The sequence below is a fragment of the Pantoea sp. X-Soil-ISGK-259 genome (genome assembly GCF_059730705.1).
This window is the reverse complement of record NZ_AP035986.1, coordinates 2,347,217-2,371,922: the sequence shown is the minus strand read 5'-3', so window position 1 is coordinate 2,371,922 and position 24,706 is coordinate 2,347,217. Positions and strand designations below refer to the sequence as shown.

General features: G+C 52.7%; 18 protein-coding genes, 1 tRNA gene and 2 other RNA genes. 12 read left to right on the top strand and 9 right to left on the bottom strand.

What is annotated here, in order from left to right; genetic code table 11:
• The first annotated feature begins 34 nt into the window (after nt 1-34).
• From tcyJ to AC6I77_RS11265, 4 genes are all read left to right on the top strand, one after another.
• On the top strand, nt 35-835 hold the full coding sequence (tcyJ, locus tag AC6I77_RS11280; protein ID WP_033743520.1) for a cystine ABC transporter substrate-binding protein: 801 nt from the start codon (nt 35-37) through the stop codon (nt 833-835).
• Nucleotides 835-1,503, top strand: coding sequence for a cystine ABC transporter permease (gene tcyL, locus AC6I77_RS11275; protein WP_003854540.1), 669 nt, complete (start codon nt 835-837; stop codon nt 1,501-1,503). The genes tcyJ and tcyL overlap by 1 nt, the downstream gene beginning before the upstream one ends.
• Nucleotides 1,500-2,252 (top strand): L-cystine ABC transporter ATP-binding protein TcyN, encoded by a 753-nt coding sequence (tcyN, locus tag AC6I77_RS11270; protein ID WP_003854542.1) that lies wholly within the window; start codon nt 1,500-1,502, stop codon nt 2,250-2,252. Before tcyL ends, tcyN begins: the two co-directional genes overlap by 4 nt.
• A gap of 462 nt (nt 2,253-2,714) precedes the next feature.
• Nucleotides 2,715-3,791 (top strand): acyltransferase family protein, encoded by a 1,077-nt coding sequence (locus AC6I77_RS11265; protein WP_008926847.1) that lies wholly within the window; start codon nt 2,715-2,717, stop codon nt 3,789-3,791.
• 1,369 nt (nt 3,792-5,160) lie between these two features.
• On the opposite strand, the gene putA is transcribed toward AC6I77_RS11265, so the two are convergent.
• A complete protein-coding gene (gene putA, locus AC6I77_RS11260) occupies nt 5,161-9,108 on the bottom strand; it encodes a trifunctional transcriptional regulator/proline dehydrogenase/L-glutamate gamma-semialdehyde dehydrogenase (protein WP_078804503.1) in 3,948 nt (1,315 codons plus the stop codon).
• A gap of 116 nt (nt 9,109-9,224) precedes the next feature.
• Here putA and AC6I77_RS11255 point away from each other — a divergent pair, with 116 nt between their 5' ends.
• The 8 genes from AC6I77_RS11255 (at nt 9,225) to AC6I77_RS11220 (ending at nt 19,126) form a co-directional block, all read left to right on the top strand.
• Entirely contained in the window at nt 9,225-9,542 is a 318-nt protein-coding gene (locus AC6I77_RS11255; protein ID WP_139364709.1) for a hypothetical protein, read from the top strand.
• A gap of 15 nt (nt 9,543-9,557) precedes the next feature.
• On the top strand, nt 9,558-11,042 hold the full coding sequence (putP, locus tag AC6I77_RS11250) for a sodium/proline symporter PutP (protein ID WP_497816937.1): 1,485 nt from the start codon (nt 9,558-9,560) through the stop codon (nt 11,040-11,042).
• 190 nt (nt 11,043-11,232) lie between these two features.
• Entirely contained in the window at nt 11,233-12,057 is an 825-nt protein-coding gene (efeU, locus tag AC6I77_RS11245; protein ID WP_008925387.1) for an iron uptake transporter permease EfeU, read from the top strand.
• A gap of 55 nt (nt 12,058-12,112) precedes the next feature.
• Nucleotides 12,113-13,228, top strand: a complete 1,116-nt coding sequence (gene efeO, locus AC6I77_RS11240) for an iron uptake system protein EfeO (protein ID WP_003852286.1) — start codon at nt 12,113-12,115, stop codon at nt 13,226-13,228.
• 2 nt (nt 13,229-13,230) lie between these two features.
• Nucleotides 13,231-14,508 carry an iron uptake transporter deferrochelatase/peroxidase subunit gene (efeB, locus tag AC6I77_RS11235; protein ID WP_110411327.1) on the top strand — a complete coding sequence of 426 codons (1,278 nt, stop codon included), beginning with the start codon at nt 13,231-13,233 and terminating at the stop codon, nt 14,506-14,508.
• Nucleotides 14,509-15,080: 572 nt separating this feature from the next.
• Nucleotides 15,081-15,869, top strand: a complete 789-nt coding sequence (phoH, locus tag AC6I77_RS11230) for a phosphate starvation-inducible protein PhoH (RefSeq protein WP_003852284.1) — start codon at nt 15,081-15,083, stop codon at nt 15,867-15,869.
• 245 nt (nt 15,870-16,114) lie between these two features.
• Nucleotides 16,115-18,028, top strand: a complete 1,914-nt coding sequence (locus tag AC6I77_RS11225; RefSeq protein ID WP_476158586.1) for a beta-glucoside-specific PTS transporter subunit IIABC — start codon at nt 16,115-16,117, stop codon at nt 18,026-18,028.
• Nucleotides 18,029-18,121: 93 nt separating this feature from the next.
• Nucleotides 18,122-19,126: a LacI family DNA-binding transcriptional regulator gene (locus AC6I77_RS11220; RefSeq protein ID WP_497816936.1), complete on the top strand. Its 1,005-nt coding sequence runs from the start codon at nt 18,122-18,124 to the stop codon at nt 19,124-19,126.
• A gap of 786 nt (nt 19,127-19,912) precedes the next feature.
• Here the strand turns inward: AC6I77_RS11220 and AC6I77_RS11215 are convergent.
• The 8 genes from AC6I77_RS11215 to AC6I77_RS11180 form a co-directional block, all read right to left on the bottom strand.
• The gene (locus tag AC6I77_RS11215; RefSeq protein ID WP_497816935.1) at nt 19,913-21,025 is read right to left on the bottom strand and encodes a gtrI; all 1,113 of its coding nucleotides are present in this window, start codon (nt 21,023-21,025) and stop codon (nt 19,913-19,915) included.
• Nucleotides 21,018-21,941: a glycosyltransferase family 2 protein gene (locus AC6I77_RS11210; protein ID WP_110411330.1), complete on the bottom strand. Its 924-nt coding sequence runs from the start codon at nt 21,939-21,941 to the stop codon at nt 21,018-21,020. The genes AC6I77_RS11215 and AC6I77_RS11210 overlap by 8 nt, the downstream gene beginning before the upstream one ends.
• On the bottom strand, nt 21,938-22,297 hold the full coding sequence (locus tag AC6I77_RS11205) for a GtrA family protein (protein ID WP_110411331.1): 360 nt from the start codon (nt 22,295-22,297) through the stop codon (nt 21,938-21,940). The genes AC6I77_RS11210 and AC6I77_RS11205 overlap by 4 nt, the downstream gene beginning before the upstream one ends.
• Before the next feature lie 613 nt (nt 22,298-22,910).
• Nucleotides 22,911-23,039, bottom strand: a non-coding RNA gene (locus AC6I77_RS11200) — RtT sRNA.
• Nucleotides 23,040-23,084: 45 nt separating this feature from the next.
• Nucleotides 23,085-23,213, bottom strand: a non-coding RNA gene (locus AC6I77_RS11195) — RtT sRNA.
• Between the two features lie 45 nt (nt 23,214-23,258).
• Nucleotides 23,259-23,346: transfer RNA gene (locus tag AC6I77_RS11190), tRNA-Ser, on the bottom strand.
• 176 nt (nt 23,347-23,522) lie between these two features.
• A complete protein-coding gene (gene msrA, locus AC6I77_RS11185; RefSeq protein ID WP_497816934.1) occupies nt 23,523-24,056 on the bottom strand; it encodes a peptide-methionine (S)-S-oxide reductase MsrA in 534 nt (177 codons plus the stop codon).
• 59 nt (nt 24,057-24,115) lie between these two features.
• Nucleotides 24,116-24,682, bottom strand: a complete 567-nt coding sequence (locus tag AC6I77_RS11180) for a flavin reductase family protein (RefSeq protein WP_186336225.1) — start codon at nt 24,680-24,682, stop codon at nt 24,116-24,118.
• Nucleotides 24,683-24,706: the final 24 nt, after the last annotated feature.

Genomic DNA, 24,706 nt, shown 5'->3' with positions numbered 1-24,706 from the left:
GAACACACACAATACTGTCAATAATGGGGTGAATATGTCCTTTTCTCGTGCAGGTCGTCAGATGGTGATGGGCGTTATGGCTGTGGCGCTGATTGCAGGCGTCAACGTTAAAACCTTTGCAGCGGAAAACCTGCTGAACAAAATTAAAGAGCGCGGCACGCTGCTGGTGGGGCTGGAAGGCACTTATCCGCCATTCAGCTTTCAGGATGAAAAGGGCAAGCTGACCGGTTTTGAAGTGGAATTCGCGGAACAGCTGGCGCAGCACATGGGCGTCAAAGCGAGCCTTAAACCCACCAAGTGGGATGGCATGCTGGCGTCACTCGACGCGAAGCGCATTGATGTGGTGATCAACCAGGTCACTATCTCTGATGAGCGCAAGAAGAAGTATGACTTCTCAACGCCATACACGGTCTCCGGTATTCAGGCACTGACCATGAAAGCCAACGCCAGCACTATCACTAAACCGGCTGATCTGGCCGGTAAGAAAGTGGGCGTGGGTCTGGGCACTAACTACGAGCAGTGGCTGCGCGAGAATGTGAAGGGCGTGGACATCCGTACCTATGATGATGACCCGACCAAATATCAGGATCTGCGTTCTGGCCGTCTGAATGCGATTCTGGTTGACCGTCTGGCCGCGCTGGATCTGGTGAAGAAAACCGGTGACACCATGGCCGTCGCGGGCGATGCGTTCTCCCGTCAGGAATCGGGCGTGGCGATGCGTAAAGGTAACGACGATCTGCTGAAAGCGGTCAACCAGGCTATTGCTGATATGCAGAAAGATGGCTCGCTGAGCAAGCTGTCTCAGAAATGGTTTGGCGCGGATGTGACGAAATAATGCAGGAAAGTCTTCAACTGGTGCTGGATTCAGCACCTTTTTTATTAAAGGGCGCGCTGTTTACGCTGCAGCTCAGCATCGGCGGGATGTTCTTTGGTCTGCTGCTGGGCTTTATTCTGGCGCTGATGCGTCTGTCACGCTTCTGGCCGGTTCGCTGGCTGGCGCGGATCTATGTCTCGATTTTCCGTGGCACGCCGTTAATCGCCCAGCTTTTTATGATCTATTACGGCCTGCCGCAGTTTGGCATTGAACTGGATCCGATCCCCTCTGCGATGATTGGTCTTTCCCTGAATACCGCCGCTTACGCCTCAGAGTCACTGCGCGGCGCGATTTCATCGATTGAACGCGGTCAGTGGGAAGCGGCGGCCAGTATCGGCATGACGCGCTGGCAAACGCTGCGCCGGGTCATTCTGCCGCAGGCAGCGCGCACCGCGTTGCCACCGCTGGGCAACAGCTTTATCAGTCTGGTGAAAGATACCTCGCTGGCAGCGACCATTCAGGTGCCGGAACTGTTCCGTCAGGCGCAGTTGATCACCTCACGCACGCTGGAAGTCTTCACCATGTATCTGGCGGCCTCGCTAATCTACTGGGTGATGGCAACGGTGTTGTCTGCGTTGCAGAACCGGCTGGAACAGCATGTTAATCGTCAGGATTCGGAGTCGAAATGAGCGCCATTGAAGTCAGAAAGCTGGTGAAATCGTTTAACGGCCAGACGGTGCTCCACGACATCGACCTTGATGTTGCCGCTGGTGAAGTGGTGGCGATTATCGGCCCCAGCGGCTCAGGTAAAACCACGCTGCTGCGCAGTATTAATCTGCTGGAAGTGCCGGATAGCGGCACCATCCGCGTCGGGGAGATTACTGTCGATGCCGCGCTGGCGCAGAGCAAGCAGAAAGAGCAGGTGCGTCGTTTGCGTCAGCAGGTCGGCTTTGTCTTCCAGAACTTCAATCTGTTTCCGCACCGTTCGGTGATGGAGAACATTATTGAAGGGCCGGTCATTGTTAAAGGCGAGCCGAAAGCGGATGCAATAGCCCGTGCCCGCACTCTGCTGGAGAAGGTCGGGCTGAATGGTAAGGAGGAGAGCTATCCGCGCCGTCTGTCAGGAGGACAGCAGCAGCGCGTGGCAATTGCGCGTGCACTGGCGATGCGGCCGGAAGTCATTCTGTTCGACGAGCCGACCTCTGCGCTGGACCCGGAGCTGGTAGGCGAAGTGCTCAGCACCATTCGTGCCCTGGCCGAGGAGAAACGTACCATGGTTATCGTCACGCATGAGATGAGTTTTGCCCGCGACGTTGCGGACCGCGCCATTTTTATGGACCAGGGACGTATTGTCGAGCAGGGCGACGCGAAAGCGTTGTTCAGTAACCCTCAGCAGCCGCGAACCCGTCAGTTCCTCGATAAATTCCTTAATCAGTAATTCCACTGCCTTCTCCGGAAGGCAGTTTTATCCCTCCCGTACGCCTGTTTTAACGCAGCAATGGACTGCTTTTTCCTGAGTGTGCGGCGCAATATCATAACTATTTATTTAGCCGTTAAACCTTTTGGCACATCTGACAAATCTTTTCTTTTCATCGGATATTAAATGGCTTTTACTGATGCCACTTTCTCTTATTTGTATTTTAGCGATCATCAGGGAATATTATCGTTTTCTTTGAGTGAGGTGGCGGTAATAAGCGTATCGCTTCATCAATTAATAAGTGTAAGGAAACGTTCAGTCAGGTAAATAACTGTAGCAGCAGGGCCACTCCACGGCTTTTAAGAGTTTCGCTACATTCAACTTCGGCTCAATGGCGAATAATCGCTGGATAACCATAAAAGCAAAACTGCTTTCCTCGCTTTTACATTCCAGCATTCTGACCTACACAGCAGGAGTCATTGAATGAGCCAGACGAAGTCAGACCAGATATTATGGGTAGATACCCTTAAGGGCGCCTGCATATTGCTGGTGGTCCTGTACCACACGGTTTTACCCGGCTTTGAAGGAACCATGAAATATCTCACTGCCGGATGGATTCCTGCCGAAATATGGATACAGTTTAATACGGTATTGTCGCCGCTGCGTATGCCTGCCTTTTTCTTTGTTTCAGGATTGCTGGCGACGAATGGCATTATTAACCGGCCCTGGAAACAGGTGTTTACCAGTCGTATTACCAATCTCTTTTATCTCTATATTCTGTGGGGCTTTATTCAGTGGTGGTCCATCATAGGCATCTCTACTGAAATTACCGGCCAGCGCATTTCCCAGAATCTCAATGCCGCCTATGCGGGTTCACTATTCGAGTTCCTGAAACTGACCTTTATGGCCATGAGTACGTCATGGTATTTGTATGGGCTGGGGCTCTATTTCCTCTGTGCCAAAGTTTTTCGTCAATATAAGCTGGCCCTGGTATTGGTGGCGATCCTGCTGAATTACCTCGCGGTGGAAAAAGTGATTCCGTTCTGGGGTCCCCAGAGTCTGGCCCAATATTTCCTGTTCTTCCTGTTAGGTGCGTTCTGGAGTCAGACCATGCTGCGCCTGAGTGAGTGGCGGCGCGAGAATCTGATGCCCTGGGCGCTACTGGCAGCGGTCGCGGGGATTCATGTGATTTTCGGTCTGGATAAGAGTCTGTTCCTGTGCGTACTGGCTGTGTTGTTCAGTATTGCCGCGTGCCGCTGGCTGAATCAGCATTTCAGCATGCGCTATCTCAACTGGGTTGGCCGCAATACACTGCAGATTTACGTTATCCATCGTATCTTCATCGAGTTCTTTGGTATGTCTGCGATTCTGTTCGCGCAGCGTCATCATCTGTTTGAGCAGGCGTGGTTTTCGTTTCTCTGGGCTTGCTTCTATCCGGTGGCGATAGTCGGTCTGTGTTCGCTCTGCTCGGTGGCAATCTGGTCGCTGACCAACCGCGGCGTGGGGCAGTCGCTGTTTGTATTTCCGACACTGGTTAAGCGGGCGCATGGGAGGGGATAAGAGTCGGTTTGCGGCAAGGTGTGCGGGAGCTTCCACCTGGAAGCGGGCAGGGTACGCTTTGCAGCGGGCTGACACTGAGCGGGTTACGCCCGCCAGGCGGTGGGGAGTTTCAGGTTGTCCGTGCAGGCGGACGCGTCAAGGGGCGAACGCCCGCCCCTTAACAATCCCGGCGTCCGGCAGCCTGCGCGCCCCGCGTTGCGGGGTGCCTTCGTCACGCCCTGCGGCCCGCGGACCGTCCGGACGCGCCTTCCCTGGCGCGTTCCGTCCTTTCGCCGACGTCCTGTCGGCTCATCCTTGCCTCCGGTTGTTCCTCAGCGCTTCGGATGCCTCTGGTAAACCCCTGCTGGTGGGATTTTTGCCCGGTTCGGGGATTAAGGCCGCTGAAAGTGGGGGGAAGGGGCTGGCTGGTTTCGCTTTGCAGCGGGCTGACACTGAGCGGGTTACGCCCGCCAGGCGGTGGGGTGTTTCAGTTTGTCCGTGCAGGCGGACGCGTTAAGGGGCGTACGCCCGCCCCTTAACAATCCCGGCGTCCGGCAGCCTGCGCGCCCCGCGTTGCGGGGTACCTTCGTCACGCCCTGCGGCCCGCGGACCGTCCGGACGCGCCCTCCCTGGCGCGTTCCGTCCTTTCGCCGACGTCCTGTCGGCTCATCCTTGCCTCCGGTTGCTCCTCAGCGCTTCGGATGCCTCAGGTAAACCCCCGCCTTTAATATCCTGGTTTTTATCGGACGTAGCGTTGTCTGGTAATTTGAAAGCCAAAGCTAATTTTGAAAGCTATCAGCGGCAATGCATCAACATTAAAAAGAAGAGCCAACAGAGGATGGTGTGAAAGGCCACTCTTCCTGCCCGCCAGAGAGCCGCAGATAACCCTCCGGACTTACAGGGACGACGTACCCAACACAAAAAGAAGAGATAAAAAGTAGATAGGGTGGAAGGCCATTCTTCCTGCCCGGCAGAGAGACACAGATAATCCTCCGGACTTACAGCGACGACGTACCCAACACAAAAAGAAGAGATAAAAGCGGGGAAGGGAGGCCGTCAGAGCCGCTGAGCGGATGAGGGATTTCAGGACGAGCGGCAGGGATGCCGCGAAGAGGCGGGTTCGCGCCAGGGAGGGCGCGTCCCGCCGGTCCGTAAGAAATCCGGAAGAAGCGAAGGAACCGCGAAGCGGCGGTGAAGCAGGCCGGAGCCCGGGGTCAAGGGGGCGCGGCGACTGGCGCCCCCTTGTTGGTCGCCTGCAGAGGCGTAACTGAAACTGGCCAGCTCACCAGGCGAACGAAACCTTCTCATAGCCCGTTCGCGCAGCGAACCCCCCAGCACCTGTGTGCACCCAAGCCCCTTCGCGCAGCGAACCCCCCCTTAAGCTTCAGCGCTACCCAATCGTCATCAGACTCGCATTACCGCCCGCCGCGGCAGTATTCACACTCAGTGAACGCTCAATCAGCAGACGTTCCAGCAGCAGATTGGTCTCGCCGCGGGCAAAGCCCTGCACCGACACAATCGCGCCGTCACGCGCCGCAATCTGTTCGCACAGGGTGCGCAGCTGATCGGCATCGCCGTGATAGATCACCGCATCAAACTCCGGGGCTAATGGGTCACGCGCCAGCGTGATGCGTGCCTTCACGGCGTCAGGCAATGAGGCTCGCAGGGTGCGATGCAGCTCATCATCCGGCCACAACGCTTTACTGCCCACGCTGGTGACCGCAGCCAGCTGGACTAACGCATCCTGCTCGTTGTCAGCCAGACAGAGCACCTGGTCACGCGGCAACAGCGAGAAAGTGTTACGTTCGCCGGTCGGGCCAGGCAGCAGGCGGACCACGCCCGCCTGGGCCAGCTCGCCATAGTGCTGGCAGAGTTTAGCCAGCTCAGGCTTATCTTTAGCCCAGTTGCTGAGTGCCTGATGCGGTGCCAGCAAAGAGTGACGGAGCGTGCTGTCCGCCGGGCGCTCGGCATCCTGACGATCAAAGGTCAGACGCAGTGCGCTATCCGGGCGATGGGCCAGCAAGCGATAAAGATAGAGTGGGCCACCCGCTTTCGGACCGGTTCCGGATAAGCCTTCACCGCCAAACGGCTGAACGCCGACCACGGCGCCGACCATGTTGCGGTTAACGTAAAGGTTCCCGACCCGGGCGTTCGCCGTCACCTGCGCGATGGTTTCGTCGATGCGCGTATGCACGCCCAGCGTCAGGCCATAGCCGGAGGCGTTGATCTGATTAACCAGCTGCGGCAGGTTGTTGCGGGTAAAGCGCACGACGTGCAGCACCGGCCCAAAAATCTCTTTATCCAGATCGCTAACCTGATTCAGCTCAATCAGCGTCGGTTTCACAAAGGTGCCGCTATTCCACTCTTTGCTGTCCTGCGGGTTATCCTGCACCGCCTGATACACCGTGAAGCCCTTGTTACGCATCGCCTGAATATGACGGTCGATATTGGCTTTGGCTTCGGCATCAATCACCGGGCCGATATCGGTTGAGAAGCGTTCCGGATTGCCCATGCGGCACTCCGCCATCGCGCCACGCAGCATCTTCAGCGTATGGTCGGCGACATCTTCCTGAATACAGAGCAGACGCAGGGCAGAGCAGCGCTGTCCGGCACTGTCGAAGGCCGAGGCGACGATATCGATCACCACCTGCTCAGTCAGCGCGGAAGAGTCGACGATCATCGCGTTCATCCCGCCGGTTTCCGCAATGAGCGGCACCGGACGACCATGTTGATCAAGGCGACCGGCAAGATTGCGCTGCAGCAGGGTTGCCACGGCAGTCGAGCCGGTAAACATCACGCCGCGAATCCGATCGTCTCCGGTCAGCTGTGCACCGACCGTTTCGCCCTGGCCTGGCAGCAGTTGCAGCACGCCTGGCGGCACACCCGCATCCAGCAGGATCTGAACCGCCTGCGCGGCAATCAGTGGGGTTTGCTCAGCCGGTTTTGCCAGCACGCTGTTGCCAGCTGCCAGTGCAGCTGCAATCTGACCCGTGAAAATCGCCAGCGGGAAGTTCCACGGACTGATACAGACCACCGGGCCAAGTGGACGGTGCGTTTCGTTGTCGAAATCGTCCCGCACCATACCGGCGTAGTAATAGAGGAAATCAACGGCTTCACGGACTTCCGCGATAGCGTTGTTATAAGTCTTGCCCGCTTCACGCACCAGGATACCAATCAGCTGTTGCATCTGGCCTTCCATCTGCTGTGCAGCGCGTTCCAGGATCGCAGCACGCTCCTGCGGCGGCGTGGCAAACCAGATCGGTCCGCTGTTCACGGCGGCATCCAGTGCCACAGAGACCTCCTGCTCAGTAGCTTCGCGAACCTGACCGACACGGTCGCCCGGTGCGGCCGGGTTAAGGATATCGCGCAGCTCGCCTGCACCCGCTTCACCCTCAATAATCGGCTCGGCCAGACAGGGCTGTGCGGCGCTGCTCAGCAGGGCGCTGGACAGTGAGGCAAGACGATGTTCGTTGGCCATATCCAGACCCGAAGAGTTAACGCGGTTATCGCCATACAGTTCGCGCGGCAGAGGGATCTTCGGATGCGGCAGGCCAATGGCGCCTTCGCTGGCACCCAGTTTCTCGACGGCAGTCACCGGATCGGCTACCAGCTCATCGATCGGCAGCGAGGTATCAGCAATACGGTTAACAAAGGAGGTGTTGGCCCCGTTTTCTAACAGGCGACGAACCAGATAGGCCAGCAGGGTTTCATGGGTGCCCACCGGCGCATAGATACGGCAGGGACGATTAAGCTTGCCGTCCGCCACTTTGCCGACCACCTGCTCATACAGTGGTTCGCCCATGCCGTGCAGGCACTGGAACTCATACTGGCCCGGATAGTAGTTATTGCCCGCCAGTTGATAAATTGCCGCCAGAGTGTGCGCGTTGTGCGTCGCGAACTGCGGATAGATCAGGCTTGGCACCGCCAGCAGTTTGCGGGCACAGGCCAGGTAAGAGATATCGGTGTAAACCTTGCGGGTATAAACCGGGTAGCCCTCCAGGCCTTCCATCTGGGCGCGCTTGATTTCGCTGTCCCAGTAAGCGCCTTTCACAAGACGGATCATCAGGCGACGGCGGCTGCGCTGTGCCAGATCAATCAGCTCATCAATGACAAACGGACAGCGTTTCATGTAGGCCTGAATCACAAACCCGATGCCGTTCCAGCCTTCCAGCTCTGGCTCGAAACAGAGTTTTTCCAGCATATCGAGTGACAGTTCCAGCCGATCGGCTTCTTCTGCGTCGATATTGATGCCGATGTCATAAGAGCGGGCCAGCAGCGTCAGTGATTTCAGAATAGGGTAGAGCTCTTCCATCACACGCTCATACTGCGCGCGGCTGTAGCGGGGATGCAGTGCGGAGAGCTTGATGGAGATGCCGGGTCCTTCATAAATGCCACGTCCATTCGACGCTTTACCAATGGCATGGATCGCCTGCTGATAAGAGAGCAGATAGGCTTTGGCATCGCCTGCAGTAAGTGCCGCTTCGCCCAGCATATCGTAAGAGTAGCGGAAACCTTTCTCTTCCAGCTTGCGGGCGTTAGCCAGCGCTTCGGCAATGGTTTCACCGGTAACGAACTGCTCACCCATCAGACGCATCGCCATATCCACGCCTTTGCGGATCAGGGGCTCGCCACCCTTACCAATAATGCGGTTAAGCGAGCTGGAGAGGTTCGACTCATTGTGGGTCGAAACCAGGCGGCCGGTAAACAGCAGGCCCCAGGTCGCTGCATTGACAAACATTGAGGAGCTGCGTCCCAGATGTGACTGCCAGTTGCCATTGCTGATTTTGTCGCGAATCAGCGCATCGCGCGTGGGCTTGTCAGGAATACGCAGCAGCGCTTCAGCCAGGCACATCAGCGCTACGCCTTCATGTGAGGAGAGAGAGAACTCCTGCAGCAGACTTTGCACCATGCCAGCGCGTCCGGTTGCCCCTTTCTGGTGCCGCAGCTTGTCGGCGAGCTGATAAGCCAGCTGATGGGTTTTCTCTGCCAGCGCTGCCGGCAAGCGGGCCTGCTCCAGCATCATGGGTACTGCATCAGTCTCCGGACGACGCCAGGCGGCGGTCACCGCTGAACGGGTCACTGACTGAGGTAAAATCTGCTCTGCGAAGTCAAGGAACGGCTGGTGCGACTCCTCTGGCTGGGTGTCATCGGACTCCGCGACCGCCAGGGCAGAAAGCGGGATCTCCGGCACGGCGTCGCCGCTTTCAAGCTGGCCCAGGTAGTTAAATATCGCCTGTTTAATCAGCCAGTGTGGCGTGCGATCAATCCGCTGTGCAGCCAGTTTGATGCGCTCACGTGTTGCGTCATCCAGTTTTACACCCATGGTGGTTGTAGCCATGACTCCAGAGCTCCTTGTAGTGGTTCGGTACGGCGTTGGCTGCACTATCACTTAAGTTGCAACTTTGTGCAACCGTGTTAAATGTGAGCCAGTTAACACCCTTTAAATGAGGCCGATTGTTAAATTTCTCAAAGCGGCATGGATATTGCTGCAAGATCCTCGCCAGGTTGGCAAGCCTGATAAAAAGCGGTTTTATGGCGGTTAATGCCGTGGTGCAACCTGATAACTGTGAGCGAGTGCAACCTATCAGCACGTTTTCACAAACGGTTAGTGAAATCACTGTAACGCCTGTGTTAAATCCATTGTGCGCGCCACGCCTTTCCGGCAGGATACCGCGCCGCTGGGAAATGACTGACGCCCTGACGAAAAAATCGGCCCGCTTTGCCCCGTTCCGGCTGGCGGGTAGCTGGCGATTTCTCTGGGATATCAAATAATAAGTGGAGAGACAGATGAGTGTAAGTACACCAATGCTGGTGACCTTTGTGATTTATATTCTTGGGATGGTGTTGATTGGTTTTATAGCCTGGCGCTCAACCAAAAACTTCGATGATTACATCCTCGGTGGCCGCAGCCTGGGTAGCGTGGTCACGGCACTCTCTGCCGGTGCCTCCGATATGAGCGGCTGGCTGCTGATGGGATTACCCGGTGCCATTTTCATCTCCGGTATCTCTGAAAGCTGGATTGCAATTGGCCTGACCATCGGTGCCTGGCTGAACTGGAAAATCGTGGCGGGTCGCCTGCGGGTCCAGACCGAGCATCATGACAACGCGCTGACGTTGCCGGACTTCTTCACCAGCCGCTTTGAAGACCACAGTAAAATCCTGCGTGTCATTTCTGCTCTTGTGATCCTGGTGTTCTTCACTATCTATTGCGCCTCGGGCGTGGTGGCCGGTGCGCGTCTGTTTGAAAGCACCTTTGGTATGAGCTATGAAACTGCCCTGTGGGCGGGTGCAGCGGCGACTATCCTCTATACGCTGGTGGGTGGGTTCCTGGCGGTAAGCTGGACCGATACCGTTCAGGCGAGCCTGATGATTTTTGCGCTCATCCTGACGCCGGTGTTTGTGATTATCGCGGTCGGCGGCTGGTCTGATTCCATGGCAGTGATTCAAGCGAAAAGCCTGGAAAACCTCGACATGCTCAAGGGGCTGAACTTCGTGGCGGTCATCTCGCTGCTTGGATGGGGTCTGGGTTACTTCGGGCAGCCGCATATCCTGGCGCGTTTTATGGCGGCAGATTCACATCGCTCAATCCGTACCGCACGTCGCATCGGTATGACGTGGATGGTGCTCTGTCTGGCAGGCGCTGTGGCGGTGGGCTTCTTTGGTATCGCCTACTTCCAGAACAACCCGACGCTGGCAACGGGCGTTAATGATAATGCTGAGCGCGTCTTTATTGAGCTGGCGCGTATTCTGTTCAACCCATGGATTGCGGGAATTCTGCTGTCAGCGATTCTGGCCGCCGTGATGTCAACGCTGAGCTGTCAGCTGCTGGTCTGCTCCAGTGCCCTGACTGAAGATCTCTACAAAGGTTTTCTGCGTAAAAATGCCAGCCAGAAAGAGCTGGTGTGGGTAGGGCGTCTGATGGTGCTGCTGGTGGCACTGATTGCCATTGCCCTGGCGTCTAATCCGGAAAACCGCGTGCTGGGCCTGGTGAGCTACGCCTGGGCGGGCTTCGGTGCTGCGTTTGGTCCGGTCGTGCTGTTTGGCGTCTGCTGGAAGCGCATGAACCGCAACGGTGCGCTGGCGGGCATGATTATCGGTGCGCTGACCGTGCTGGTATGGAAACAGTATGGCTGTCTTGGACTGTATGAAATCATCCCAGGCTTCATCTTTGCCAGCATCGCGATCGTGGTCTTCAGCCTGATGGGACGTGAACCTTCAGCAGAAGCGCAACAGCGCTTTGTCGCTGCAGAAGCAGAGTTCCAGACCAAATAAGCGAAGCGTTAATCCTTAAGGCCTGTCCCGGAAGGGGCGGGCCTTTTTGTTACAAAGATAAATCACCCAAAGATGAAATTATCTCCACCAGTAACTTGTTTTTTTCGCAGCGATAATGATAATCGGTATCGTTTACACTTTACCTGATTTTACTATTTATTGACGCTGCTTAACATTCAAGAGGTTGGCGATGTTTGTTCCTTTTCTCATCATGCTGCGTGAAGGGCTTGAAGCCGCGCTGATAGTCAGCCTGATAGCCAGCTATCTCAAACGCACCCAGCGCACCCAATGGTTCCCGGCGATGTGGGCGGGCGTGTTTATCGCCGCTGCACTCTGTCTGGGCCTGGGTCTGTTCATCAATGCCACCACCGGTGAATTCCCGCAAAAAGAGCAGGAGCTGTTTGAAGGTATTGTGGCGCTGATTGCGGTCGTCATCCTCACCTCAATGGTGTTCTGGATGCGCAAAGTGGCACGCAATATCCGGGTCGAGCTTGAGCAGGCGGTCGATCAGGCGCTGCACCGCTCCGGCCGTGGCGGTCTGGCGCTGGTGCTGATGGTATTTCTGGCCGTGGCACGTGAAGGGCTGGAGTCTGTCTTCTTCCTGCTGGCCGCCTTTACTCAGGATGTCGGTTATGCGCCGCCGATTGGCGCGGTGCTGGGGCTGGCAACGGCGGTGGTGCTGGGCATGCTGCTCTACTGGGGCGGTATCCGCCTGAATATGGCGCACTTTTTCCGCTGGACCAGCGTGTTCATTTTATTTGTTGCGGCGGGCCTGGCGGCGGGGGCAATTCGTGCGTTCCACGAAGCAGGCCTCTGGAATCGCTTTCAGGATGTGGCGTTCGACCTCAGTAGTACTTTATCGACCCATTCGCTGTTCGGCACCCTGCTGGAAGGGATTCTGGGATATCAGGAGGCCCCAAGCGTGAGTGAAGTGACCGTTTACTTCGTCTACCTGATCCCCGCGCTAATTTTGTTCTTTATGCCTGCGCGTCCTGCTGCGTCGGCCACGGTGTAATCAGACATTTAACAGGCGCGCCCGCCGCGCCGGCAACTTAACAGGGAATATCGAGATGACAATGCGTTTCCGCCGCAAGGCACTGCTGCTTCCTCTGCTGGCGATCTCCGCTTCGGCCGCGGCCGCGGTTCCTCAGGTTACCGTTAGCGTCAACGACAAGCAGTGTGAGCCGATGAGCTTAACGGTCAAGGCCGGCAAGACTCAGTTCCTGATCAAAAACAACAGCCAGAAAGCGCTGGAGTGGGAAATCCTCAAAGGCGTGCTGGTGGTTGAAGAGCGTGAGAACATCGCGCCAGGCTTCAGTCAGAAGCTGACCGCCAATCTGGAAGCAGGCGAATATGAGATGACCTGTGGTCTGCTGAGCAATCCTAAAGGCAAGCTGATTGTTGAGGCGGGCGAGGGCACGGCGAAAAGCACCACGTCCGCGCGTATGCAGTTAGAAGGCCCGATCACCGCCTATAAAGCGTATGTGACGGATCAGGTGAATCAGCTGGTCAGTAACACCCAGGCGTTTACTGACGCTGTTAAAGCGGGTGATGTGGAAAAAGCCAAAACGCTGTTTGCGCCGACCCGTCAGTATTATGAGCGCATTGAGCCGATTGCTGAGCTTTTCTCCGATCTCGACGGCAGCATTGATGCCCGTGAAGATGACTACGAGAAGAAGGCAGCCGATCCTAAGTTCACCGGTTTCCACCGTCTGGAAAAAGCCCTGTTTGCGGATAACAGCACCAAAGGCATGGCGGACTACGCGGATAAGCTGAATAAAGATGTGAAAGATTTGCAGGTGCGCATCAGTGAACTGGCCTTCCCGCCAGCTAAAGTGGTTGGCGGCGCGGCCGGTCTGATTGAAGAAGTGGCCTCCAGTAAAATCTCCGGTGAGGAAGATCGCTACAGTCGTACCGACCTGTGGGACTTCCAGGCCAACATTGATGGCGCGCAGAAAATTGTTGAGCTGCTACGCCCGATGGTGAGCAAAGCGAACCCGCAGTTGCAGGCTAAGGTTGACGCTAACTTCAAAAAAGTCGATGCAATCCTGAGCAAGTACCGCACCAAAACCGGTTTCGAATCCTATGAGAAACTGACCAGCGCCGACCGTAACGCGCTGAAAGGACCGATCACCGCGCTGGCGGAAGATCTTTCGTTACTTCGTGGCACTTTGGGTCTGGATTAATCATGAGTCGTAAGGAAGATGACGCGCAGCCTGCGCGTCGTCGTTTACTGAAAGGTTTGGGTCTGCTGGGCGGCGCGGCGGCGATCGGCGGCGGTTGTCCGTTCCACGCCGCTGCTGCAGACAGCTTTTCGCCGGGTACGGTAACGCCGCAGGCGCGACAGCAGACGCAGCCGTTTTACGGTCCACATCAGGCGGGCATCACGACGCCCCAGCAGGCATCGATGATGCTGGTGGCATTTGATCTGCTCAGTAGTGATAAAGCGGAGCTGAAGCGTCTGTTCCAGCTACTGACCCAGCGTATCGCCTTTCTCACCACGGGAGGGCCGGCACCTGCGGTGACTAATCCGCAACTGCCGCCAATGGATTCCGGCATTCTTGGGGCGACTATCGCGCCTGATAATCTGACAATTACTGTGTCGGTCGGCCATTCGCTGTTTGATGAACGCTTCGGTTTAGCGCCTCACAAGCCGAAAAAATTGCAGCCGATGACGCGCTTCCCCAATGATTCGCTTGATGCCAGTCAGTGTCATGGCGATCTGCTGCTGCAGATTTGTGCTAACACGCAGGATACGGTGATTCATGCTCTGCGTGACATCATCAAGCATACGCCTGACCTGCTGGGTGTACGCTGGCGACGCGAAGGTTTTATCTCGGACCACGCGGCACGCAGTCAGGGGCAGGAGACGCCGATCAATCTGCTGGGTTTTAAAGATGGCACCGCCAACCCGGATACGCACAATCCTGCTCTTATGAACCAGTTGCTGTGGGTGACCGCCGATCAGGATGAGCCTGTCTGGGCGCGCAATGGCAGCTATCAGGCAGTACGACTTATTCGCTTTCACGTTGAAATGTGGGACCGCACCCCACTGGGTGAGCAGCAGACTATCTTTGGTCGCGAGAAGCTGAGCGGCGCGCCACTGGGCATGCAGCATGAACATGACGTGCCGGATTACGCGCGTGATCCGGATGGTGAGGTCATTGCACTGGATGCGCACATTCGTCTTGCGAACCCCCGCACACCTGAGACCGCCAGTAGCCTGATGCTGCGACGTGGCTACAGCTACTCTGCGGGTATCTCTGCATCCGGGCAGCTTGAGATGGGATTATTGTTCGTCTGCTACCAGCACGATCTGGAGCGTGGTTTTCTCACGGTGCAGCAGCGTCTCAACGGTGAAGCGCTGGAAGAATATATCCGTCCTTTTGGCGGTGGTTACTTTTTCGCTTTACCCGGAGTTGCCGACGCCAGCCATTATTTAGGACAGTCGCTACTGGAGACTTGATTAATTTTTGAACAACGCGGGCGGGCCTGTCTCATGCCGCCCGCGGTTTACCACTTTCAGGTATTATTGGCTAAGTTTTTACTGAGATTTACCGGGTGCCGGGTGTTTATAAAATATGGTAATTGACTGAAATGTAGAGATTTTACATTTTGCCTTAAAAGAAATACTTACCCGCGATTAGCAATTCCTTTGCCAGCAGGTAAAATTACTGTTGCAAAGGCCCAACAAAATGGTGCAATTTATTAAACAGGCGTAATCGTATGTGTTGATGTATCACACTGGAGTTCGCGAATGGGTCGAGTCTTTAATGGAAAGTCACTGTCACTAAATAAATTGCGCCTGACCGCGAGGGCAATTCTGCCTCGTTATTTCTCCCTTCCTTCAACCATTTCTTTTGTCTTATCGCATCCTGTTTTATCCGGTGTTCAGCCACGTCATTGTGTTGCTGCATACCCATTATCCTGTCCTGTCATGGCTCTAAAGGAAGCCAACTGAAACCTCTAAAGCGTTCACGTAATCGCAACGGGTCAACGACCTCGCGCGGGAAATGAAACCAACTGAAAGGTGCCACTATGGGAAGACAGAAAGCAGTGATCAAAGCGCGTCGTGAAGCAAGAAGAGTGCTTCGCAGTGACTCTCGCAGTCATCGTCAGCGCGAAGAAGAGTCGGTCACTTCGCTGGTGCATATGAGCGGACTGGATGCAATTGGCATGGCGCGTGATACGCGTGACCGGTTACCGATTGAGGCCCGTAATGAAGCTCAGGCGCACTATCTTAATGCCATAGGAACGAAACAGCTGATCTTCGCAACCGGTGAAGCCGGATGCGGTAAAACCTGGATCAGTGCTGCGAAAGCAGCTGAGGCCCTGATTAATAAGGATATCGACAGGATTATCGTTACGCGCCCGGTACTACAGGCAGATGAGGATCTGGGTTTCCTGCCCGGTGATATTTCTGAGAAATTCGCCCCTTATTTCCGCCCGGTTTATGACATTCTGGTTAAACGTCTTGGCGCATCATTTATGCAGTATTGTCTGCGTCCGGAAATTGCCAAGGTAGAGATTGCGCCTTTCGCCTACATGCGAGGCCGCACTTTTGAAAATGCTGTGGTGATTCTGGATGAGGCGCAGAACGTGACCGCCGCGCAGATGAAAATGTTCCTGACCCGACTGGGCGAAAACGTCACAGTCATTGTTAACGGCGATATTACCCAGTGCGACTTGCCCGCTGGGGTGCCTTCCGGTCTCGCGGACGCGCTGGCGCGTTTTGAAGAGGACGAGATGGTTGGCATTGTGCGCTTTGGCAAAGAGGATTGTGTGCGTTCTGCGCTGTGTCAGCGCACCCTGCACGCGTATAGCTAGCGTTTGATTGAGTAGAAGTGTAGCGCCCAAACCCGGCTTCGGCCGGGTTTTCTTTTCAAGCAATCCCTCAACAGAATTCATTCTCATCTAATAAGTGATTTCACTCTCATTTTCCCATGAAACCGGTTGCATGAAATATCTCGCAGGATACCGTGAAACCGGTTGCATGGCAGGTTTCCAGATTGCCATGCAAATATTTTCACTTTTTCAGACGGTGTAGTCAGTGACAATGAAAGGGAAAAAATATGACAGGCATCAGGGATTACAATAAGTTAGCAAGCGATATTCTTCATGAAGTTGGTGGGCAAGAGAATATCCAAAGTTTTACCCGCTGCGCCACGCGTTTAAGGCTGGTGCTTGTTAAAACGCCCGCTGAGGCGAAGCGTAACGTGCAACGTCTGTCAGGTGTCATTGCCGTAGTTGAGAGTGGCGGGCAGTTTCAGGTTGTGATCGGTACCCATGTCGCCGATGTGTTTAATGCAATGTCCGGCCTGGTTAAAGAGACAGGAACACCGAAACAGCTGGGAAAAACACGCAAACTGGATGCGGTCATTGCCACGATGTCGGCGGTATTTGCGCCTATTGTTTATATTCTTGCAGCGGCAGGTATCCTTCAGGGACTGCTGATTGTTCTGGGTTTGATTAATGTTGATATTAAAACAACCGGTACATTTGCTGTACTCAACTTCATGTCCTGGACGCCGTTTGCTTTTTTGCCCGTATTTATCGCGATTACGGCCGCACGGCATTTTAAATGTAACCCGTTTATTGCTGTCCTGTGTTGTTGTGCGTTAATTAGTCCGGACTGGACTTCGCTGGCAGCGCGCATTGCCGGGGGAGAAAGCATCAATTTCCTTTTCTTCCCGCTTTCTGAAACAGTTTATACCTCTTCAGTTTTACCTCCCTTGTTTCTGGTTTGGGCACTCTCCTGGTTTGAACATCGTGTAGTCAGGTGGTTACCAGAGGTCATCAGTCCGCTTTTTACCCCATTAATCTGCTTTGTGGTGATTGTGCCGCTGACTCTGATCGTTATTGGTCCGATTACCACATGGGCGGCTTTGGCGGTAGCAAATGGCTATAACGCATTGTTCCATACTGCGCCCATGCTGGCCGCCGCGGTAATTGGAGGCATCTGGCAGATAATCGTTATTTTTGGCGTTCATTGGGGTATTACGCCCGTCATTATGGCGAACTTCGATACGCAGGGTCATGACTCCTTCCAGGCTTATCAGACTATCGCGGTTATCGGTCAGATGGCGGCAGTGTTAGGTGTCTTTCTGAAAACCCGCAACGCGCGGTTAAAAGCAACTTCGCTCTCTGCCGGCGTCACCGCTATTTTTGGCATCACTGAGCCGGCGATTTATGGCGTGACATTGCGCTTTAAAAAACCCTTTATCTGTGGCTGTATTGGCGGGGCAATTGGTGCCGTTGTTGCCAGCCTGTTCGGTAGCCTTTACTACGCGTATGCTGCACTGCCGGGTCTGTTTACGCTGGTTAATGCCATCAGCCCTGATGCGCCGATGTCGTTTATTGGTGAGCTTGCAGGTGCGGGTACGACAATAGTGCTGACTATTTTGATGGTGCAGTTTGTAGGCTTCGACGATCCCATCGATGAAGAAGAGTCTGCGCCTCTGGCATCCACCCCGCAGGCAACATCCACAGCGGCGAGTGGTCAGGCGATTGATATTCTTAGCCCGTTAAAAGGAGAGGTCCTCGCGCTGGAAAGTGTTACTGATGAGGTCTTTGCCGGTAAGGTGATGGGTGACGGTATCGCCATTAAGCCGGCCGCGGGAAAAGTGGTGGCACCCTGTAATGCGAGGGTGGAATCCCTGATCGCTTCCCATCATGCCATCGGGTTATTGTGTGATAATGGCGCCGAATTGCTGATCCATGTTGGATTAAATACGGTCGAGTTGCAGGGGCAATATTTCCGACCGTTGGTAAAAGAGGGGGATGTGGTTAAAGCAGGTACGCCACTTCTTGAATTCGACAAAGACTGCATTGAACGTGAAGGCTATGACCTGACAACACCCGTCCTGGTGGTGAATAGCGAAGACTTTATTTTAACAGAATATCAGTCTCAGGGTCCCATCGGGCCAGGGATGCCGCTGATGTCTATGACACAAAGAGAGGGGGCTGGGCGCGCACAGGTTAAATGACCAAGGTTTTAGTCGATACGATTAATGTGTATCTCACTTTACAGCCTGGTTCAGCCTGGGTGGTTTAAGCCATCCAATGATTGAGGTTCCTTAATGGTCACAATACAGGACATCGCCAGGGTGGCTGGTGTATCAAAAGCCACCGTATCGCGTGCGTTAAGTGGCAAGGTTTTTGTGCGGGAAGAGGTGAAAGCCAGAATTATGCAGGCTGTAGCTGATACGGGATATCGACCCAATCTGCTGGCACGAAATCTTTCTACTAACAAAACGCATTCGATTGGGCTGGTTATCACTAACGGATTGTACAACGGACCGTTTTTTTCAAGCCTGGTTTATCAGGCGGCAACGCTCAGCGAGAAACAAAACCGTCAGCTGGTGCTCGCGGACGGTAAACACAGTGCTCAGGACGAGCGCAATGCGATTGACTTACTTATTGAGCTCCGTTGCGAAGCGATTATGCTCTACCCCAAGTATCTTTCAGTCAGTGAGCTGGATGATATTGTCGATAAAATTCAGACGCCGATAGTGGTCATTAATCGTGAACTCATCAGAAATCGACGCCACTGTGTGTTCACCGACCATCAGCGCAGCAGTGAAGAGATGATGGCGTATCTGTTGGCACATGGGCATACCCGGATTGCGTTTATATCGGGATGCAATGATTCACCGACAGGTGAGCGTCGTTTACAGGGCTATCGTAATGCACTACTGAACGCGGGGATCGACCCGGATCCGCAATTAGTGGTGCAGGGTAGCTGGAGCACAGAGAGTGGATACGACGCCGGACTCCAGCTATTAGCGCGCAATATTCCGTTCACCTGCGTGCTGGCGGCCAATGACGACATGGCCATTGGTGTGGCAAAAGCGTTTCAGGACGCGGGCAAAACTATACCTGGCGATATTTCACTTGCCGGGTTTGATGACTCAGTGATTGGAAAGTATTACACACCCTCTCTAACGACTGTTCGTGTGCCTATTGATGAAATGATACAGGATGCGATTAAGATTTTATTGCATCCCGATGAGAGCGTCCCGTCTTCTCATCAGGGAACGCTGGTAAGCCGGGATTCAGTGACGCCGCAGGCTGTGGCGGTGTGACCCTGGTGGCAGGCGCCAGGACTTGTGTCTGCCAGGCGTTAATTTTAGGCTGTGACTGTGCATTTAAAAGGTGTGCGGCTCTCACAATAACCGTCATTCAGGCTCTTCTTCAGAATGTGGCGGTGAGAGGGGGATTCGAACCCATGAACAGACAGCTTCAAAAAATTGTAATAACTAGTAATTTTTACGCCCTCATTTTCCACTTGATGATGCAACGGATTCTGGAAAAACAACTTTTTGCCCGAGAAATATCGACTATTACTTAACCAAACTGCTGTGACAAAAGCGCCGAACATTGCATGGTCTGATATCCCAAATCTGTAATTAAATGCGGCTACATGTTTCTTTTTTACATGCGAAGTGTTTATGTAGCCGCTTCGGAGAATTTATTTTAGCGGTATCTTATGGTTATACACAAAGATCGTCATATCCTGAAAAGTGAGTTTTTCATCAGGTTCTCCTAGTTGCTTTTTGATTGCTTCTAAGCGAATTTTCCCAGAGTCGTCTGATTCTAAGCCTGGTATAGCGACAAATTGTCGATTGGGTGATGCTTTTATATATTTTTCTGTCAGCCATGACTTCATTGTCTGAACACGAATGCTGTCAAATTTAATATGATAGTCAGTCTCGTCAAAAATCACGGGGGAGATGTGAAGAGAACCTGACGATAACCAATTAACGCTATTTGAGTATTTCCAATAGTCGCCATATCCGAAATAGAGGTTGTTTTTATTCAGGAAGGCAATAAAACTTTTAGTGTTTCCCTCTTGGTCATATAGTGGCGTCTTATTTACACTGTATGAGTAGGTTGAAGAAGCTATATATATAATGAAAATCAATAAAACTAGTGGGTTTCGTGAGAATGAATACCCCAATGTTACCGGGACTACTACGAAGCATATGACATTGACAAAGAAACCTTGCGCTAATGTCTGCTGGTAGGTCATAGCTGATGATGAAGGATGAGATTATTCCGGCTACGCTCAGGAAGCTGAATATAGAAACGAAAGTAGCGGGACTGCTCTTTGAGATGCATATACGTAGAGAGTACAGCCAAACCAGCAGCCAGATAATAACTGAAGCTAAAATAGTGAATGTGTTGTTCACGAAAAACAGATTCAAACTTTTACCAAGTACCTCAATAGCCCACCCAGCGTTATCCCTCCATTGATCAAAGTGAACAATTTTGAATCTTTGAATCGGCAACTTAAATAAGCGTTGAACCATATGGGACATGCTTATATAAAAACCAATGGCTAAAATTAAGGTGATTTTGAATGAGATTTCTTTTTTAAAGCTAAAATAAGCATGGGTCAGCAACAATGGTAAGAAATATGTAGCTAAAAACCAAGGATCAGAAACGGAAGAGAAAATCGAAATAACACTGTAGGTTAACGTTAAAATTAGCGATTTTCGCTTCAGGTTAATAAAGGCGAGGGAAAAAGCAACTACCCCAAAGAAGTTTGTTGAGTAATGAGAAAAAGGATGAGCTGCAAAACCAAAAGTGTAAACGTAGGAAGGCAATAGTACCAAGCTAAGCAATGTCAAGAGTGATGATCTACTCTTGCTGATTGCGTAGGCTATATAAGTCAGATATATTGCTGTCAGGCCAATAAATGATGATGTTGAAAGAATAAGTGGGAGTTTTCCATCATGATTCAATAAAAAGAAAAATAAAAAATTAAACGGATAAGTTGTGAAATACCAGTTATCCGGGGTTGGCTGCCAGTTTTTAAAGGCTGAAAACCCTTCAGTAACAAAAGCTCTCCAAACAAGTGAGCTATTAGCCGCGTCAGGTTCTATGGGGAAATATCGCGACGTCAGAATGTATGAAATTAATAATGAAAATATAATTAGCGAGAGGTAAATTGAATTTTTTTTAAAGTTTATCTTAAACATTATTGTCCCTTTTTACTATATAGCGTGGTCTTTTTTTGGTCTCAGTGTAAATCCTGCCGATATACTCACCCAGCACTCCAATGCCAATAAGCTGAACGCCACCAAGAAACAGTACGGAAACCAGAATAGAGGGGTAGCCAGGCACCGGATTACCGAACAGCAATTTGTCCACGATCATCCATAGTCCATACAGAAAGGCCAACGAGGCCACCAGAAAACCCAGATATGACCAAATGCGTAGCGGAAAGGTAGAGAATGAGGTCAGTCCTTCCAGCGCAAGATTCCATAACTTCCATCCGTTAAACTTCGTGGTCCCGGCAACGCGTTCCGCACGGGCATATTCAACGATTTCCGTTTTGCCACCAACCCATGACAGAATTCCTTTCATAAACAGATTACGCTCAGGCAGAAGTTTGATGCTCTCAACCACGCCACGGGACATCAGCCTGAAGTCGCCTACGTTTTCCTCAATCTTTGGCGAACTGATTTTGTTATGTAGTTGGTAAAACCACTCTGCAGTCTTACGCTTCATGTGGCCGTCAGTACTTCTGTCAGTACGTTTAGCCAGTACCATATCCGCACCTGACTGCCATCGCTCAATCAGTAGTGGAATAATTTCAAGCGGGTCCTGCAAATCGACATCAATAGGGATAATCGCATCACCAGTGGCACATTCGATCCCCGCGAAAAGTGCGGCTTCTTTACCAAAATTTCGCGTAAAGAATACATTCCGCACTAAGGGATCGCCTTCCTGCATATCTTTCATCAGTTGTGCCGTGAAATCTGAGCTTCCGTCATCTATGAAGACAATCTCAATTTCATATGGCTTCAAAAAGTCTTTGCTTCTTACCGCACTGTAAAAAAACTTTATTGCATCTTCTTCATTGAAGACGGGAACGACTAGCGATATCTTCATTTTTTCTCTTTAAAAATAAAATATTTAGAATAGAGGAATCCGCATACAAGGCTCACTGCAGAGAATACGACAAGGGTAGCTACAGGGTTGACATGCAGCCGGTCTGCAGATGCTCCAATGAGAGTTGCCACAGCCCCCATGAAGAACACATACATCATGTATCTGAACGTGGTCGCTTCGGCGTTAAAGGTCCACCTGGCATTGGCGAAGAAGGAAAAAGTTACCGCAGTACAGAAGGCAATGAAGTTGGAGACAGACTGGCTTTGGCCGTTCTTTATGCAAATGGCAAACACAACCCAGTGGATAAGCGTGTTAAGAACTCCAATCGTCACGTATCGGGCAAATAATTTAGCCATGGGAACACCTGAAAAAAAGATACCGGATTTTGTCATCGTGCCAGGCGATGATCAAGGAATCGATCTTTTAATGTCGAGCACATAAAAAAACTTGGCGACTGGGCAATGACGTAGCTAGAGGCAAAAGCGGCAGAGTTCTGGAACGCGTCTTACAGTATTACATCATCCTCTTTGTTAACTGAAAATTTAGCCTACCATAGCCTCAATATCACATTAGGAGACACTATGAAAAAAGGATTTGAGGGACAGTCTTAGGAAGCGGCTTGCGTGGTAATGAGTCAGACTGACTGGCAGTTGTTGGCCAGCGGTGAAACGATAACACAGGGGAACATTTCCAGAATGATTCCAAGGCTGTCAAAAATGCAACCGATTCTGGCGGATCACATCGCGCTGTCCGTGCTGCGGCAGAACTGAAAAAGCACTAATCTGGGGAAGAATTTTAACTTTTTTAATTAGACACAAACAGAAAATCTCTTTGGTTAACGCCAAAGGTTTTTCTGTTTGTGTGTATAATTCGCATGCTTTTTTTTGCTGCTTTCGTAGTTCCATTGTCTCAATGTAGTTGTTGATTCAGTCTACATAGGGCTTTGTCCCTGCAACGCCCAACATTATGTGGCGGTGAGAGGGGGATTGATTCGCTGCGCTCACCCTTCGGGCAGCGTCGCAGGCTCCGCTGTCCAGCGGGCATGGCCCGTTGTCGAACCCCGTTGGGGGTTCTCATACCCCTCTCTCAGTGCAATATGCAAAAAAAAAGCCTGAACAAACGTTCAGGCTCTTCTTCAGAATGTGGCGGTGAGAGGGGGATTGATTCGCTGCGCTCACCCTTCGGGCAGCGTCGCAGGCTCCGCTGTCCAGCGGGCATGGCCCGTTGTCGAACCCCGGCGGGGGTTCTCATACCCCTCTCTCAGTGCAATATGCAAAAAAAAAGCCTGAACAAACGTTCAGGCTCTTCTTCAGAATGTGGCGGTGAGAGGGGGATTCGAACCCCCGATACGTTGCCGTATACACACTTTCCAGGCGTGCTCCTTCAGCCACTCGGACACCTCACCACATTTACTTCGCCGACCGCGCTGGGTCAACGGGGCGGTACTATAGGGAGTCGGCTGAAAAGGGTCAAGCACTATTTTTCTCTTTTGATCTATTCGCTTAAGCTCTGAACGAATCGATTTACTGCGACATAAAACCGGGGATTTATGTCGCATATTTTGCTTCGTTAAAGGCTAAATCAGCTCTTCACCCGATTCGCGAAACTTTTGCGCAGTTTCTGCAGCTTCGGTGGGATTACCGCCATGCAGTAGCCGTTGCGCTGGCCCGCGCCTTCCCAGTAATCCTGATGATAGGCTTCGGCAGGGTACCACTCTTTCAGCGGCTCAATGGTGGTTACCACCGGCACATCATGGTCAGCCTGAGCACGGGCAATGGCGGCGCGCGCTTCTGCTTCCTGTTCTGCGTTGGCCGGGAAGATCGCCGAGCGATACTGGGTGCCGATATCATTGCCCTGACGGTTAAGCTGGGTCGGATCATGCGTCACAAAGCTGATATCCAGAAGATCGACGTAGGTCACTTTCTCCGGGGCAAAGCCAATGCGGATGGCTTCTGCATGACCGGTTGCACCACTGCAGACCTGCTCATAAGTCGGATTAGGACGGGCACCACCGGTATAGCCACTTTCAACCGACTCTACGCCGATCACATCTTTAAACACCGCTTCGGTACACCAGAAACAGCCGCCGGCGATAACTGCATATTCGATAGCCATAATAATTTACTCCTGTCAGGTCGAAAGAGGTGAATGGGGGCGCGACAGACCGCTTTCAACTAGATCAGCATCTCCGGTTTAAAATCTCTGCTCCTGTCCACTATTTTCTCGCTCATCACGCTGAACCGTCCTTCGCCGGTATAGTGCAGAGTCGTGGGATATTCCGGCTGCTCAGCGACATGGGCTTTCACAATCTCAAAAATAAACAGGTTGTAGTTAGCGACCATTGAATCGTCATAGAGCTGACACTCAAAGCTGGCAAAGCATTCGGCAATCATCGGCGCGCCCACGACCTGAGCCGGTTCTGGCGTGAGGCCAAAAGCCTCGAACTTATCCAGCTGGTCGCCGTGACTGTTGCCAATCCCTACAACTTCATCAATCAGTGAGGCCGAAGGGATATTCAGCACGCATTGACCGCTATTCCGAATCAGCTCATGGCTGTAATTCATGCCAGCAATCACGCAACCGACCAGGGAGGGCGAGAACTCCATCACCGTGTGCCAGCCGAGCGTCATGATGTCATGGTGATCTTTGTACTGTGAACTGAGCAGCAGCACCGGCCCGGGTTCAAGGTATTTACGGGCTTTACTGACCGGGAAAGCATATTTGTGCATGCGTTGGCTCATGACATAACTCCTTTAGCGTAAGGG

What these genes read in the sequence shown, in the direction of transcription:
- efeU (WP_008925387.1), top strand. Translation starts at nt 11,233, where the DNA reads ATGTTTGTTCCTTTTCTCATCATGCTGCGTGAAGGGCTTGAAGCCGCG.
- AC6I77_RS11205 (WP_110411331.1), bottom strand. Translation starts at nt 22,297, where the DNA reads ATGGCTAAATTATTTGCCCGATACGTGACGATTGGAGTTCTTAACACG.
- phoH (WP_003852284.1), top strand. Translation starts at nt 15,081, where the DNA reads ATGGGAAGACAGAAAGCAGTGATCAAAGCGCGTCGTGAAGCAAGAAGA.
- efeB (WP_110411327.1), top strand. Translation starts at nt 13,231, where the DNA reads ATGAGTCGTAAGGAAGATGACGCGCAGCCTGCGCGTCGTCGTTTACTG.
- AC6I77_RS11210 (WP_110411330.1), bottom strand. Translation starts at nt 21,941, where the DNA reads ATGAAGATATCGCTAGTCGTTCCCGTCTTCAATGAAGAAGATGCAATA.
- tcyN (WP_003854542.1), top strand. Translation starts at nt 1,500, where the DNA reads ATGAGCGCCATTGAAGTCAGAAAGCTGGTGAAATCGTTTAACGGCCAG.
- AC6I77_RS11225 (WP_476158586.1), top strand. Translation starts at nt 16,115, where the DNA reads ATGACAGGCATCAGGGATTACAATAAGTTAGCAAGCGATATTCTTCAT.
- AC6I77_RS11215 (WP_497816935.1), bottom strand. Translation starts at nt 21,025, where the DNA reads ATGTTTAAGATAAACTTTAAAAAAAATTCAATTTACCTCTCGCTAATT.
- tcyL (WP_003854540.1), top strand. Translation starts at nt 835, where the DNA reads ATGCAGGAAAGTCTTCAACTGGTGCTGGATTCAGCACCTTTTTTATTA.
- AC6I77_RS11265 (WP_008926847.1), top strand. Translation starts at nt 2,715, where the DNA reads ATGAGCCAGACGAAGTCAGACCAGATATTATGGGTAGATACCCTTAAG.
- putP (WP_497816937.1), top strand. Translation starts at nt 9,558, where the DNA reads ATGAGTGTAAGTACACCAATGCTGGTGACCTTTGTGATTTATATTCTT.
- tcyJ (WP_033743520.1), top strand. Translation starts at nt 35, where the DNA reads ATGTCCTTTTCTCGTGCAGGTCGTCAGATGGTGATGGGCGTTATGGCT.
- putA (WP_078804503.1), bottom strand. Translation starts at nt 9,108, where the DNA reads ATGGCTACAACCACCATGGGTGTAAAACTGGATGACGCAACACGTGAG.
- msrA (WP_497816934.1), bottom strand. Translation starts at nt 24,056, where the DNA reads ATGGCTATCGAATATGCAGTTATCGCCGGCGGCTGTTTCTGGTGTACC.
- AC6I77_RS11220 (WP_497816936.1), top strand. Translation starts at nt 18,122, where the DNA reads ATGGTCACAATACAGGACATCGCCAGGGTGGCTGGTGTATCAAAAGCC.
- AC6I77_RS11180 (WP_186336225.1), bottom strand. Translation starts at nt 24,682, where the DNA reads ATGAGCCAACGCATGCACAAATATGCTTTCCCGGTCAGTAAAGCCCGT.
- efeO (WP_003852286.1), top strand. Translation starts at nt 12,113, where the DNA reads ATGACAATGCGTTTCCGCCGCAAGGCACTGCTGCTTCCTCTGCTGGCG.